Origin of the sequence: Phascolarctobacterium succinatutens YIT 12067, from assembly GCF_000188175.1 — a bacterium.
Classification (GTDB): Bacteria; Bacillota; Negativicutes; order Acidaminococcales; family Acidaminococcaceae; genus Phascolarctobacterium_A; species Phascolarctobacterium_A succinatutens.
Map to the genome: position 1 here is coordinate 1 of NZ_GL830855.1, position 14,771 is coordinate 14,771.

Here is a 14,771-nt window from a genome sequence, read left to right on the forward strand (position 1 = left end):
GTTTAGTTCTTTCATATTTAGCTTTTGCCATTGTGAATTTCCTCCTTAAGGTTGTTTGTTAAAACTAGGCTTAGTTGGTGCCTTTGTTTTTAGCAATAATTGCCTCAGCAATGTTTCTGGGAACGTCTTCGTAGTGGTCTACTTCCATGGAGTAGTTACCACGGCCTTGGGTTTTGCTGCGCAGGTCGGTAGCATAACCAAACATTTCAGCCAGCGGAACGAATGCATTGATTACTTGTGCACCGTTACGAGCTTCCATGCCTTCGATGCGGCCACGGCGGGAGTTGATGTCGCCGATTACGTCGCCCATGTATTCTTCAGGAACAGTAATTTCTACTTTCATGTAAGGCTCAAGGATAACCGGGTTAGCTTTTTCAGCACCGGACTTGAAGCCCATAGAACCGGCAATCTTAAATGCCATTTCAGAAGAATCGACTTCATGGTAAGAACCATCATAAACAGTAACTGCGATATCAACCATCGGATAACCAGCAACTACGCCGTTTTCCATAGCTTCTTTAACGCCTGCTTCGATAGGAGCGATGTATTCCTTAGGAATAGCGCCGCCAACAACTTTGTTTTCAAACAGGAAGCCTTCGCCAGGTTCACGCGGAGTGATTTCCAGCCAGCAATGACCATATTGGCCTTTACCACCGGACTGACGAACAAATTTACCTTCGGATTTAACAGCTTTGCGAATGGTTTCGCGATAAGCAACCTGCGGGTTACCAACAGTGCAGCCTACTTTGAATTCGCGCAGCAGACGGTCAACAATGATGTCCAGGTGAAGCTCGCCCATACCGGAAATAATGGTTTGGGAGGTTTCAGGATCAGTGTGAACACGGAAGGTCGGATCTTCTTCTGCCAGTTTTTGCAGGGCGATGCCCATTTTTTCCTGGTCAGCTTTAGTTTTAGGTTCAACTGCAACGGAGATTACAGGATCAGGGAATACCATAGATTCGAGGATGATCTCGTTTTTCTCATCGCAGAGAGTATCACCGGTAGTGGTGTCTTTCAGACCTACAGCAGCTGCGATATCACCGGAGTAAACTTGTTCAATTTCTTCGCGGTGGTTAGCATGCATTTGCAGGATACGACCGATACGCTCGCGTTTACCTTTAGTGGAGTTATATACATAAGAACCAGCAGTCAAGGTACCGGAGTATACACGGAAGAATGCCAGCTTACCAACAAACGGGTCGGTAGCAATCTTGAATGCCAGTGCAGAGAACGGAGCTTCGTCGCTGGACGGACGCTCATCTTCTTCGCCGGTTTCAGGGTTTACACCTTTGATGTTAGGAACATCTGTCGGTGCAGGCATGAATTGGATTACAGCGTCCAGCATCGGTTGAACGCCTTTGTTTTTGTAGGAAGAACCGCAGCAAACCGGAGTCATTTTGCAAGCGATAGTTGCTTTACGGATACCAGCCAGGATTTCTTCTTCGGTCAGCTCTTCGCCTTCCAAATATTTCATCATCAGCTCGTCATCGGATTCAGCAACAGCTTCAACCAATGCTGCACGGTATTCCTCAGCTTTTTCTTTCATGTCAGCCTGGATTTCTACGAACTCTTCTTCTTTACCGAGTGCATCATCATAAACGATTGCTCTCATTTTGATCAGGTCGATCATGCCTTCGAAAGTATCTTCAAAGCCGATAGGCAGTTGAATAGGTACTGCATTGGCATTCAGACGGGTCTTCATCATGTCAATTACACGATAGAAGTCTGCACCGGTAATATCCATTTTATTTACATATGCCATACGGGGTACATGGTATTTGTCAGCCTGACGCCATACGGTTTCGGACTGAGGCTCAACACCGCCCTTAGCACAGAAAACTGCAACGGAACCATCAAGTACACGCAGGGAACGTTCAACTTCTACAGTAAAGTCAACGTGACCCGGGGTATCAATGATATTGATACGATGTTTATCGAATTGGTGCTCGGAACCTTCCCAGTAGCAGGTGGTTGCAGCAGAGGTGATGGTAATACCACGCTCTTGTTCCTGAACCATCCAGTCCATGGTAGCAGCACCTTCATGGGTTTCACCAATCTTATGTACTCTGCCGGTATAGAACAGAATACGTTCGGTTGTGGTGGTTTTACCAGCATCGATGTGAGCCATGATGCCGATATTTCTAGTTCTCTCAAGCGGAATTAATCTGCCCACTTCTTTATCCTCCTCAAATTAACTGAGACAGGTCATTACCAGCGGTAATGAGCAAATGCTTTGTTTGCTTCTGCCATCTTGTGGGTATCTTCGCGTTTCTTAACAGCTGCGCCAGTGCCATTGGAAGCGTCCATGATCTCACCAGCTACACGCTCGTACATGGTGCGCTCACCACGCAGACGAGAGTAGTTTACCAGCCAACGGATACCCAGGGTGGTTTTGCGGTCAGCACGTACTTCAACAGGTACTTGGTAGTTTGCACCACCAACACGACGGGCACGAACTTCCAGCAGCGGCATTACGTTCTGCATAGCAGCATCGAACACTTCCAAAGGATCTTTGCCAGTCTTTGCACGAACCAGGTCGAATGCATCGTATACAATACGTTCTGCAACGCCTTTTTTGCCGTCGAGCATAATTTTATTGATAAATCTAGTTAAAAGCTTAGAACCGTACACCGGATCCGGCAGTACGTCTCTTTTAGTTACAGGGCCTTTTCTCGGCATGTGTTTCCCTCCTTAGGATTAAATCATTCTTAATGTTTTCTTGAAATTATTTCTTTGCTTTAGCACGTTTTGCACCGTACTTGGAGCGAGATTGGTTGCGGTTAGCAACGCCTGCAGTATCAAGAGCACCACGAATGATATGGTAACGCACACCAGGAAGGTCCTTGACTCTTCCGCCTCTGATCAGAACAACACTGTGTTCCTGAAGATTATGGCCGATACCCGGGATATAAGCAGTAACTTCGATGCCGTTGGTCAAACGTACACGAGCTACTTTACGAAGTGCAGAGTTAGGTTTCTTCGGGGTAGTGGTGTAAACACGAGTGCAGACGCCACGTTTTTGCGGGCATTCTTTCAATGCCGGTGCAGTAGATTTGCTTTTCAGAACCTCTCTACCTTTGCGAACCAATTGGTTAATTGTGGGCATATCGGCACCTCCTTTCCAAACAATTAGATTTTAATGATTATAAAAACTCAGCTCACGCCAAGCCCTTATCGGCTTTAAGTATCGCAGCCGCTGCTGCTTTGACGTTTATGCCGCAGGCTCTGCCGATTTCCAGCATCGTTTCTGTGTTTTCAACCGGTACTGAATTTTCCCGACACAGTTGCATCAGCCTGCCGGTAACTCTCTCGTCCGCATCACTTGCGATATAGACGACAGCGGCAACTTGTCTTGCTACAGCTTTTTCTGTCTGCTTAACGCCTACAGTATGCTTTTCAGCTTGCTTTAAAGCTTCAAGTGCCATCATGTTACCTCCTTCATCGAGCGCATAGCTCTCCCGCGATACTTGTATATTGTAACATCTCATGCACAAGCTGTCAACACTTTTTAGCAACTTTTTTAAAAAATTTAGTAGCGCTTTTTGCCGTGTTAATGCGCTTCTTTCTTTACACGTATCCAAGTGTTTCATTGACTATTTCTTCATACATAAAGTACACCCAAGGAGTACTTTTTCAACAGAGCTTTCACCTTAAATATCGCATAAAAAAAGAGCTGCCAACACTTCTGACAGCTCATATGTATATTATTTTGCCACGCCCGGGAAGGAAGAAACGTATTTGATTTTTATATCCGGAAAACTATCAACAAACTGAACTCTGAAATCTTCACCGTACTCTACAAATTGCCACTCGCCTATATTATTGGGAAAGCTTTGGACAACCTTTACTTTTAAATCAGGGAAGCTGTCGACAACCTTTACCTTAATATCAGGAAAACTGTCAACAATTTTCACTTTACCGCACAGCTTGATATTTTTATAGTAGCCTGCGCTGTTGATAGGAGTAGCAGCTCCCGCGATACAGGGAAATGCAGCAATCAGCAGCAGACTTAAGCAAAGAACAGTTTTTTTCAGCATTCCTCTTCCCCCCTTTCGTTAAGGACGCTTTTATTTTACGTAAAATACACGGTTTGCTTTACGCGGAGCAGCCTGAGGCACAGGTCCGTCAGCATAACCGAGGATGCAGTGGCCTACGCCCTCATACTCTCCTTCAATACCCCATTCTTTCAGCAACTGTTTGCCTTCTTCGGAAGCAAACTCTTCCTTAGCACGGTTAATCCAGCAGCTGCCAAGACCTACGGCATGAGCCGCCTGCATCAGGTTGCCCATTACCAGGCTGCCGTCATAGGGAGTAAGCTTATTGCTTTTAGGTCCCAAAACAACAAGAACCACAGGTGCGCCATAAAAACTGTCGATGCTTGTGCCCAAAATTTCACGGTTCATCTGCGCCAGTTTGTCGCGAACCTCTTTATTGGTTACCGCAACAATAATTACTTCCTGCGTACCATGACCGCTGGCAGCATAAAGACCGGCATCGATAACCTGGACAATCAGCTCCTGCGGTACCATATCCGCCTTATATTTACGTACGCTTCTGCGTTCCTTTAAAGCCTGTAATTCTGCATTCATTATATGTCAGCTCCTTATCGTTAATGAAATAAAATTTTACGCTGTTACGCTGTATTAATTTTATTCTTGCCTGCGCCGTTATTATCCTGCCGGAAAATGCAACAAAAATGTTAATTTCTCTGCAGCTTTACTTGTACAGCAGATAAGGCTTTACCTGCTGCTCAAAGGCCGCGCACTCCTGATGCCAACGCGCAAAAGCTGTTTTTGGCGCTTCACCTTCACGCAAGCTGCTTTCTCCAAGCGCAATATCCAGCTTATAGCCTTTGCTGCCATAACCGCGCTCCGGCGTTTTTACCTGCTCCGGATATAATTCTTTAAATGTAGTAAACAAAATATAATCCAGCTCAGGCAGATTAACCTTACGTAAATCCGTAAGATAAATTTCTACGCCCTGCACCAGCTCACCGCTATAGGTGCCGTAACGCGGTGTAAAGCGTGCTGCTCTAAAAGCCACGCCAGCAAGCTGCTTTTCATCTAAGGCTGCCTTTACGGCATCCGCATCAGCAAAAGGTGCTCCCAGAAAATAAAACGGTTTAGCTGTCCCGACACCCACGGAAAGATTACTGTCACCGCTTACACCGGTAGCGCCATACAGGAAAGCGGTCGCCGCCGTAGGAATCAGCGGAGATGTCTGTACCCATGGCAGGCCTGTATCCTGCCACAGCTCTCTGCGTGACCATCCCTTCATAGACACCACCGCCAGCTCACAGCCGATATGCTGCGTAGCGTTGATATAGCTTGCAAATTCACCTATAGTAAGACCATGACGCAACGGCAGCTCGTAAAGCCCGATAAAAGTTTTATATTCCGGCTTGAGAACCGGTCCCTGCATAGCACCGCCTAAAGGATTAGGGCGGTCCAAAACAACAACCTGCTTTTTCGCTTTGGCACATTCTTCCATTATATAAGCAAGCGAAGAAAAATATGTATAGTGACGAATGCCGACATCCTGAATATCAACCACCATAGTGTCAATCTCATCCAGCATTTTTGCCGTAGGCCTGCGATCTTCTCCATACAGACTGTGTACAGGTATATCCTTATAGGTGTGACTCTCAAAGGTTTCGCCTGCCGCCACAGCGCCGAACAATCCATGCTCAGGCACAAACAGTGCCGTCAGATTATAGCTCTTCTGCAGCAGCTCTGTGCTGCTGCGAAGCTTGCTGTCCACGCCGGACTGATTAGTAAAAAGTCCCAGCCTTTTCCCTGCAAGCAGCTGCTTAGCAAACGGCTCATCAATGCGTTCAATACCTAATACAACTCTTTTTTCCCCGGCTGCCGCAAAGCTTGTTGCTGCAAACAGCACTATCAATAAACTGCATAATATGCATAACAACTTTTTCATTAAACCCCTCCCAAAAATAATTCTAAGTATATTTTAGCACATTTGCCGTTTCCGTGACGATAAAGTAAGCTGTTCTTCCGAAAGAGAAAAAACAGACAGACCTGTCGCATAAGTTCTGCCTGTTTTTTCAAAGTTATTTTAAATTAATATATCAGAGCTTCTCGTCATATTCAGCCTTTTTAAAGCCAACCAACACGCCGCCGTCATAAATTACCAACGGACGTTTGACAAGCATACCATCGCTTGCAAGCAGCTCAAGCTGCTCGTCCTCGCTCATTGTCGGCAGCTTATCCTTCAGTCCCAGCTGCTTATACAGATTACCGCTGGTGTTGAAGAAGCGTTTCAGCGGCAAACCGCTGGCTGCATACCAGGTACGCAGCTCGTCAGCTGTCGGATTATCAGTCTTGATATCACGCACAGTAAAGTTCAGGCCTTTAGCCTGCAGATACTGCTCTGCCTTTTTGCAGGTAGAACATTTTGGGTAACAGATAAATAACATTTTTATACCTCCTTACTGCAGCTGCTGCAGCAGATAGTCCTCCGCTGCCTTCAGCTGAACATCAACAGTAGCATCCTCCGGCAGCTCTACCTTCACATCAGGCTCAATACCTACATTATGAATAGAAACACCGGACGGTGTATAATATTTGGCTACCGTAATTTTCACTGCCGTATTGCTGTCCAGGCGGTATACCGATTGCACACTGCCTTTACCGAAGGTTTTGGTACCGAAAAGCTTACCGCTTTTGGTATCCTTAATCGCACCGGCAACAATTTCCGCAGCGCTGGCACTGCCATGATCAACAAGCACAGCCAAAGGATATTTCACCTTCTCCAGACTGGAGGTTTCTTCATACTTGTTGCCATTTTTATCTACAACAGAAACAATAGGTCCCTTAGGCACCAGCATACCGGCGACGGCAACACCTGCATCAAAAACACCTCCGGGATTGCCGCGCAAATCAAGCACCAGGGCCTGCATGCCCTGCTTTTCCAACTCTGCATATTTTTTTGCAAAGTCATCACCGGTATTTTCATTAAATACGGCTATTCTGATATAACCGATTTTTGTATCAGGCAAAAGCTGACCGCCAACAGACGGATTTTTGATTTCGCAACGCTCAACGCTCACAGTACGCAGCTTGCCATCCTTGCCCTTGAGCTCCAGCTTGACGACGGTGCCATGCTTGCCGCGGATTTTGTTGGCTACCTGCTCCATGTTCATATCACGCGTCGGGTTGCCGTCAATCGCAGTAATAATATCACCGCTCTTAATACCGGCCTTTGCGCCGGGATTATCCTCCAAAGCAGAAATAACTACATAGTCATTACCGCGTTTGCCAAAAACAATACCGATACCGCCAAAGCTGCCCCCTGTCATTTCACTCAGCTGCTGAAAATCCTTGCTGTTAAGATAAACTGTATAAGGATCGCCTGCAGCTTCTACCATACCTTTTATTGCGCCGTCAAACAGCTGGTGATTGTCTACTTCACCATTATAGTTACGCTTTAAAAGATTCATAGTACGCAAAAAACGCACCGATTCAGAGGCACTGCCCGTTAACCTGTTTAACAGCACAGCTTCTGTTCCCACTACCGCTGCGATAGTCACCAGCGCTGTAAGCAGGCAGCAGGCTGCAAGCTGCCATCTTCTTTTTCTAAACACTTTTCTTGCCTCCGTTTATATCTGTCACGGTAAATAATTTAACGGCTCCGTAAGCTCGCCATGCAGACGCACCTCAAAGTGACAGTGCGGTCCGGTAGAATAACCGGTACTGCCGGCATAGGCAACTACCGTGCCCTTGCTTACATATTGCCCCTCACCAACATTTAACGCCGAATTATGTGCATAAAGCGTTACCAGACCGCCGCCATGGTCAATCATTACGCAGTTGCCGTAGCCTCCAAGCCAACCGCTGTAAACAATCGTGCCGCTGTCAGCAGCGTGAATCGGCGTTCCCGAATCAACCGCAATATCCATACCGCTATGGTACTTGGTTGTACCGAAAATCGGATGCGTTCTCCAACCATAGTAGGAGGTAATCGGACCGTTACAAGGCCACATAAACTGACCTGTACCGCCTTGTCCTGCAGGAGCACCGCCGCCTGCGTTTTCCATATTACGCAGCATAGAGGCGATATTTTCCGAAATAGCCAGCAGACGCTCATATTCCTCCTGGCTGGACTGCTCTTCCTCCTGTGCCTTGTAAAGCATATAGGCACGCTGCTCACGCAGCTTATTTACTTTAGCTTTTTTTGCTTCCAGCTCTGTCTGGGTAGCCTTGATTTCCTTCATTTCAGCTGCCAGCTGCTCCTTGCGGCTGTTGATTTCCGCAGCATCCTGCTTCAGCTTTTCCAACAGCTCCAGGTCGCGGCTGATGATTTTTTGCAGCAAATACATGCGCGAGGAAAAATCACTGAAATCCTTGGCACCCAAAAGCACATCCAGATAATTTATCTGGCCGTTGATATAAATATCACGCAGACGCTTGCGATAAATCAGCATCCGCTCCTGCATTTCCTGTTGCTTTTTCTCCAGCTTAGCCTGGTTATCATTTATTTTTCCCTGCAAAGCATCGCTTTTTTTCTGCAGATTATTAGCCTGTGCCTGCAGTTCGTTAAGGCTGCCCATAACCTCGCTAAGCTCCGCGCTGGCGCTTTCAGCCTTCCTGCGCGCCTGCTCCTTGCGGGTCTGCATCCGCTCCATACGCTGACGTACATCATTCAGTTCGGCACGCTTGTCATCAGCAGTATCGGCAAAGCACATGGCTCCGTAAAGCGGCAGCACCGCCAGCCATAATGCCAGCAGCAGACCGCCCAGCTTCTTTTTCTCCATCACTTCTGCCTCCCTTAAACGCGCAAGAACTTACGCAAGGAGATATAACTGCCCAAAGCGCCGATACCGGTACCTGCCGCCAGTAAAAATATTGTTACATAAAACAATAAGGGAGATGTGGGCAGTAACGGCAGAAAGGCCAGAGTAGCATGGATTCTTTCCAACAGCCCGGCGTAAAGGCTGTTAATGCAGACAGATGCAATCACAGCGCCGAAAAAGCCTAAGGTCATTCCTTCCAGCAAAAACGGCCAGCGGATAAACCAGTCGGTTGCACCTACATATTTCATAATGACAACTTCCTTACGGCGGGCAAAAACCGTCAGACGGATAGTATTGGAAATAATAAACAGCGTTGCCATAGCTAAAAATATAACGAGCACAATGCCGCCGAAGCGCAATATTTTAGTCAGAGAAAACAGGTGCTCCACAACCTCCTGACCGAATTTAGCTGTTTCTACCTTAGGCAGCTGTCCGATAGAAGGCGTGATAACCTTTATGCGCTCCGGATTATCCACCTGCACCTCAAAGGAATTTGGGAAAGGATTGTCCTTACCCAAACTGTTGAGCAGCTGCTCCTGATCGCCAAGACGCTCCTTGAAGCGTGCCAGAGCCTGCTGCTTGCTTACCGGTGTTACTTTAACTACACCGGGCATCTTCTTCAGCTTCGCCTCTACTGCTTTCAGCTCCTCCGCAGAAGCATTATCCTGCATATAGACCGACACCTGTACCTGACTTTCCAGATACTGTGCCAAATTGTTGGTGTTTAGAAAAATCAGCAGAAACATTCCCAGCACTAACAGCGAAACCGCAACAGTCGAAATAGAAGCAAAGCTCATAAAGCCGTTACGCCTGATAGATTTATAGGTTTCCTTAACAAAATATTCTTTTGTACTAAAGCTCATAGCCATATACCCCGCTTGCTTCATCACGTACGATATGCCCGTCCTCTATGGCTATAACGCGCTTGCCCATGGCATCAACTATTTCTTTATCGTGAGTTGCCATGACAATCGTAGTTCCTTCAGCATTAATTTCCTTAAAGATTTCCATAATATCCCAGCTTGTTTCCGGGTCCAGGTTACCTGTAGGTTCGTCAGCAATTACCATAATAGGATCATTGACAATAGCACGGGCAATAGCGATACGCTGCTGCTCGCCGCCGCTCAGCTCATTAGGATAAGCATTGGCACGGTGACGCAGGCCGACAAGATCCAATACGTTCAACACTCTGCGCTTAATCTTGCGGCGCGGTGTTTCTATTACCTCCATAGCAAAAGCTACGTTTTCATAAACAGTACGGTCCGGAAGCAGACGGTAATCCTGGAAAATTATGCCCAGCTGACGCCTCATATACGGAATCTCATTGGGTGTCAGCGATAAAATATCCACACCATTAACAAAAATGCTGCCCGTGGTCGGCAGAACCTCACGGAACAGCATTTTGATAAAGGTAGACTTACCAGCGCCGCTAGGTCCTACAACAAAGACGAATTCGCCTGGTTCAATATGAATATCGACGTTCTGCAAGGCAACAGACCCACCGGGATATACCTTGCTTACATCAGTCATTTTCAGCACTACCTTCAATCTCCTCTCAATTTAATAAATCAAAGGCTTCCTTTGCATTTAAAAAAGCTTTAGCTCTCAATGTATCCAAAAGTCCATGAGCAGCATTGGCAGAGGCCAGCGCCTTACGCGCAGAAGAAACTACCTGCGCAGCCTGCAGTGTTTCCACAGCTCCTGCGCTGATGCCGTTAATGTCTTTGACAAAGCCGTCAATTTTGGGATCATAGGATACAGCCACAAAAGGCAGCTCCATAACTGCAGCAAAAATCAGTGCATGCAGACGCATACCGATAAGCAGATTAAAGTTACCCATCAGCGACAAAAACTGCTCGGTATCACAGCCGGTTTCCAAAACAGTACTGTCTGCCTTGCGCCTCATAAAGTGCTGCAATCTGTTGCAGGCAGCAACATCCACAGGATATTGCAGCGGCAGCAGCACAATATGTGCCTTATATTCCTTAGCCAGAATATCCGCAGCCTTAGCCAGCTCCAGCAGGTACTTGTCATCCTCCTGCCATTTACGTACACTTATAGCTATCAGCATTTTATCTTGCGGCACACCAAACTGCTGCAGCAGCTCTAGTCCTTTTTCTTTACTCTCCTGCGGCAAGGTCAACACAGAATCGGCTGTCAGCTGCACCTTTTCCGCTGGTACACCGATGCGACGCAGTTCATACAAAGAATCCTGGTCACGCACGGTAATTAAATCCACCCGGCTGCAGATAAATTTAGTCAGCCTGCGCATAAGTCTGTTATGGATAGGACCTATACCCTGGCCGAAAAGCATAACCTTTTTTTTGAGCAGCAGGCCCAAAGCCAGGATAAACAGATAATATAACAGACTGCGCTTGCTGGTAATATCCTGCAGAAGACTGCCACCGCCGCTGAGCAGCAGGTCGCAGTCCATGAGGGCAGCAAAAATTTTGCAAAAGCTGAAACGATGAAGAGAATTCACCTTGTGTCTTGCGGCAGTAGCGGGCGGATTGCCTGAGATAACCGTCAGCTCCACGGTCTTTTCCGTACTGCGCAAAGCCTTAATGATCGCGGTCAGCATAGCTTCATCTCCGGCATTAGCAAATCCATAGTATCCGGAAATCACGATCTTACTCATTCTTCAAGGTATCTCCTTCTAAACTTAACAACTAAAGGCAACAGCATGCCAAGCACCAGTACAGCGATTACGCCGAATACAACGCCAACAGCATAGCCGTCGAGAGCACGTACAAAGCTCATAACAACAGGTGTACGCATATGACAGAAGGTCTGCACCAGACTGCCCTGTCCGATAACGGCAGCACAGGTCAGTACAAACTGCCACCAACGCGGTGCGCAACGGTAAACAGCAAGCACTGCCACGAAAAATGCCGGATGCCCGATCATAAATTCTTTTTCGCGCGGACGTGCATACATCAGCTGCTCTAAGAAAGCACGCATCTTCAATTCAATTGCCGGTACAGGCACACCACCTGTGTGACCGCTGCGGCCGACAAAATAATAAGCAATAAACAGCAGTACCGCAAGCACTGCTACATGGCGGAAGGTAATCCCTGTATCCAGCAGACCGTTAAGACGCTCCCATAGAGTTTTCAATCCCTTGCCCACAACCTGCAGCAGGTCATAGCGTTTCATAAAGAGAACAGCTGTCAGCATAACCGGCAAAATAAAGGTTAATTTTACTCCGCGGTAGATATCAATCTCCAGCAGGAAGCGGCTGTCTGTCAAAATAGCCGACAGGAAGGCTGCACCCACCAAAGATAAAGCAATAGCCAACGCCAGCTGCCAGATACCGTTCCAGCAGATAGCAAGCAGGCTGTGCTTATCACTCGTATTTTTATCCCAAATGTTAAAGATAACATTCATTGAAAGCACCGGGAAAACACTTGCTGCCGCCAAAGCCAGCAGCTGACGCGTAAACAGGCCGCGGCCGATAAACAGCAGTGCCAAAGCTCCGGCAGAAAAAACAGCCCACAGTGCTATTTGCTGCTTACCGCCCAGGTTAAAGAGCAGCGCAAGATACAGCACTACACCGGCGGCAATCGCCAATACAATAGGAATAAAGCTTACCTTAGCGGGGAAATACGGTGCAAAGCCATCTTTGTTTTCGGCACTGAAAACACCTGCTTCGCCGATAGTGTAACCACGCGCTTCAACGCTGGCCTTGATATCACGCACATATTTCAGGTTAGTCTTCATAATATCCTGACCACCCTCAGGCATCAGGAAGGGACGGATGTAGTTCACACGGATATTGCGCTCCTCGTCCGTCAGCGCCCAACGGCGCAGAGCCTCGCCCACGCTGATTTTCTTTTGCTCGGTAGGGTCGATAACATAGGAACGGGCAGCCTTGTAGTCATTGAACTCAGCCAACGGCAACAGGCCGTCGATTTTGGCAAACTGCAGCTGGGTGTAATGCTCCAGCATTACCAGCGTCATATTGTTTTCCTTCATGCGCTCGCCCAAATGCTGCATTTTGTTAGGATAACCTACAACCTCTGTACCGCATGGCATCAGGGCATCAACCGGTACACCGGCTTCTTTAATGCGGGCAAAAATGCCGTCAATCTGCTCATCAGTTACATCCACATAATTTTGCGGACGTACGATAATTTTGAAGCCCAAAGCAGCAACCTTACGCATATCCTGCACCGGCAAGCCTAAAGGAGCCTGCAGCAGTCCCTGAGGCTCATCGTATTTGCCCTCAGGCAGAGGTGTAGTGCTGCCCTTGATTTTGATAATACGCGGATTTTCACTTACAACCTTTACACGGTCAGCACCGTAGCGCAGGCACAAATCCTGCTCTACATCATCTAAGACAGACTGCTTGTCAGTAGCAGCAACGTAAGCAGCATTTTCTTCAATATCGCCGGCTCCCACATTAGCGAAAACACCCATGCCGGAACCAAGCGCAGCTGCCTGACGCAGCTCACCGCCTGTTACCGTCTGGATTTCGCCGTTTTTAGTCAGGCGCTCCAACGTAGTATCGAAAATCATCAGCGAGTTGATGCCTGCATCCTTAAACTGACGCAGTACATCCTCCTCCGGCAGGCCCTGCAAAGCGGCCAGCTTACGTAAGCCCTCGTACTCCATAGCCATTTCTACAGTATTGTTTTTTTGTTCAACATCGTGACGGACAACGTTCAGCCATAAGGCACAAACCAGACCGATTACGATTACTGCCAAAAGCAAAGGATTATATCGGCTTTTCATAAAATTCACCTGTCCAGACCTCGCTTTATTAAACCTTTTTCTGCTGACTGCGCAGATATGCTTCTACGAACGGCATCAGATCGCCATCCATAACAGCCTGAATGTTACCGGTTTCGCAGCCGGTACGATGGTCCTTAACCATAGTATAGGGCTGGAACACATAGGAACGGATCTGGCTGCCCCATTCGATATTCTGGTAATCACCGGCAATATCGCTGACAAGAGCATCCTGCTTAGCCTTTTCATATTCATATAATTTTGCACGCAGCATCTGCAGGCAGCGCTCACGGTTCTGAATTTGGGAACGCTCATTCTGACATTGAACAACGATACCCGTCGGTTCATGTGTCATACGTACAGCAGAGGACGTTTTATTGACGTGCTGACCGCCGGCACCGCTGGAACGGTAAACATCGACGCGCACCTCATCCATATTAATATTTACATCAACAGTATCATCCAGCTCCGGCATTACGTCTACCGCAGCAAAGGAGGTGTGACGACGAGCATTGGCATCAAACGGAGAAATGCGCACCAGGCGGTGTACACCCTTTTCAGAGCGCAAGAAGCCATAAGCATTATGGCCGTTAACCTGGATAGTAGCACTTTTTACACCGGCCTCATCACCCGGCTGATAGTCGAGCATTTCCAACGCAAAACCGTTTTGCTCCGCAAAGCGGGTAAACATACGCAGCAGCATGCTGGTCCAATCCTGCGCTTCGGTGCCGCCGGCACCTGCATGCAGTGTCAGGATAGCATTATTGGCATCATATTCACCGCTGAGCAGCATACCTAATTCCAAATGCTCCAGCTCGCTGCGGCATTTTGCCAGCAGCTCATCCATTTCAGGAAGCAGGCTTTCATCATTTTCTTCGGCAGCCATCTCCTGCAAAGCTTCCAAATCATCAACACCTGCGCTTAATTTATGGAAACCGTCAACCTCTTCCTTTAAGCTGTTAACATCCTGCGCAGTTTTTTGTGCCTTTTCCGGATCATCCCAAAAAGTAGGATCACCCATTTTATGTTCTAATTCTGCAATACGATCTTCTTTGACAGCGATGTCAAAGAGATCCCCTCATTTCCTCTAATTTTGCTTGCAGATTTGTAATTTCAGGCTTATATTCTTCAATCAACAAAATTCCTCACAACCTTTCGTGTAGCAAATATTAGTTATTTACGGCCTCAGCCGTTTTGCCGAGTTCTTGCAAACAAGGCTAAGTAAGTCAGC

General features: G+C 47.4%; 15 protein-coding genes. All 15 read right to left on the reverse strand.

From position 1 onward, the window contains the following. Window positions 1-70 precede the first annotated feature (70 nt). The 15 genes from fusA to prfB all read right to left on the reverse strand — a co-directional run bounded on the left by fusA (window position 71) and on the right by prfB (window position 14,676). On the reverse strand, window positions 71-2,173 hold the full coding sequence (gene fusA / locus HMPREF9443_RS01670; RefSeq protein WP_040564683.1) for an elongation factor G: 2,103 nt from the start codon (window positions 2,171-2,173) through the stop codon (window positions 71-73). Window positions 2,174-2,208: 35 nt separating this feature from the next. Further along, window positions 2,209-2,679, reverse strand: coding sequence for a 30S ribosomal protein S7 (rpsG, locus tag HMPREF9443_RS01675; protein WP_009144757.1), 471 nt, complete (start codon window positions 2,677-2,679; stop codon window positions 2,209-2,211). Window positions 2,680-2,725: 46 nt separating this feature from the next. Then, window positions 2,726-3,106, reverse strand: a complete 381-nt coding sequence (gene rpsL / locus HMPREF9443_RS01680) for a 30S ribosomal protein S12 (protein ID WP_009144758.1) — start codon at window positions 3,104-3,106, stop codon at window positions 2,726-2,728. Window positions 3,107-3,158: 52 nt separating this feature from the next. Further along, window positions 3,159-3,425, reverse strand: a complete 267-nt coding sequence (locus HMPREF9443_RS01685) for a ribosomal L7Ae/L30e/S12e/Gadd45 family protein (protein ID WP_021719357.1) — start codon at window positions 3,423-3,425, stop codon at window positions 3,159-3,161. Between the two features lie 279 nt (window positions 3,426-3,704). Next, on the reverse strand, window positions 3,705-4,037 hold the full coding sequence (locus tag HMPREF9443_RS01690; protein ID WP_009144760.1) for a hypothetical protein: 333 nt from the start codon (window positions 4,035-4,037) through the stop codon (window positions 3,705-3,707). 30 nt (window positions 4,038-4,067) lie between these two features. Further along, a complete protein-coding gene (locus HMPREF9443_RS01695) occupies window positions 4,068-4,589 on the reverse strand; it encodes a nitroreductase (protein ID WP_009144761.1) in 522 nt (173 codons plus the stop codon). Window positions 4,590-4,716: 127 nt separating this feature from the next. Beyond that, entirely contained in the window at window positions 4,717-5,934 is a 1,218-nt protein-coding gene (locus tag HMPREF9443_RS01700) for a DUF1343 domain-containing protein (RefSeq protein ID WP_009144762.1), read from the reverse strand. Window positions 5,935-6,085: 151 nt separating this feature from the next. After that, entirely contained in the window at window positions 6,086-6,433 is a 348-nt protein-coding gene (locus HMPREF9443_RS01705; RefSeq protein ID WP_009144763.1) for an arsenate reductase family protein, read from the reverse strand. A 12-nt stretch (window positions 6,434-6,445) separates the two neighbouring features. Then, on the reverse strand, window positions 6,446-7,600 hold the full coding sequence (locus tag HMPREF9443_RS01710; RefSeq protein WP_040564687.1) for a S41 family peptidase: 1,155 nt from the start codon (window positions 7,598-7,600) through the stop codon (window positions 6,446-6,448). Window positions 7,601-7,624: 24 nt separating this feature from the next. Then, the gene (locus HMPREF9443_RS01715) at window positions 7,625-8,770 is read right to left on the reverse strand and encodes a murein hydrolase activator EnvC family protein (protein ID WP_009144765.1); all 1,146 of its coding nucleotides are present in this window, start codon (window positions 8,768-8,770) and stop codon (window positions 7,625-7,627) included. A 14-nt stretch (window positions 8,771-8,784) separates the two neighbouring features. Then, on the reverse strand, window positions 8,785-9,672 hold the full coding sequence (gene ftsX / locus HMPREF9443_RS01720; RefSeq protein WP_040564706.1) for a permease-like cell division protein FtsX: 888 nt from the start codon (window positions 9,670-9,672) through the stop codon (window positions 8,785-8,787). After that, window positions 9,662-10,339 (reverse strand): cell division ATP-binding protein FtsE, encoded by a 678-nt coding sequence (gene ftsE, locus HMPREF9443_RS01725; protein ID WP_009144767.1) that lies wholly within the window; start codon window positions 10,337-10,339, stop codon window positions 9,662-9,664. Before ftsE ends, ftsX begins: the two co-directional genes overlap by 11 nt. 25 nt (window positions 10,340-10,364) lie before the next feature. Continuing rightward, complete coding sequence (gene csaB, locus HMPREF9443_RS01730; RefSeq protein ID WP_009144768.1) at window positions 10,365-11,447, reverse strand: polysaccharide pyruvyl transferase CsaB; 1,083 nt, start codon at window positions 11,445-11,447, stop codon at window positions 10,365-10,367. Further along, complete coding sequence (locus tag HMPREF9443_RS01735; RefSeq protein ID WP_009144769.1) at window positions 11,444-13,543, reverse strand: DUF5693 family protein; 2,100 nt, start codon at window positions 13,541-13,543, stop codon at window positions 11,444-11,446. The genes csaB and HMPREF9443_RS01735 overlap by 4 nt, the downstream gene beginning before the upstream one ends. Before the next feature lie 28 nt (window positions 13,544-13,571). Then, a protein-coding gene (gene prfB / locus HMPREF9443_RS01740) for a peptide chain release factor 2 (protein WP_187363676.1) occupies window positions 13,572-14,676 on the reverse strand; the annotation gives its coding sequence in 2 pieces (ribosomal slippage) (window positions 13,572-14,606 and window positions 14,608-14,676; 1,104 coding nt in all). Window positions 14,677-14,771: the final 95 nt, after the last annotated feature.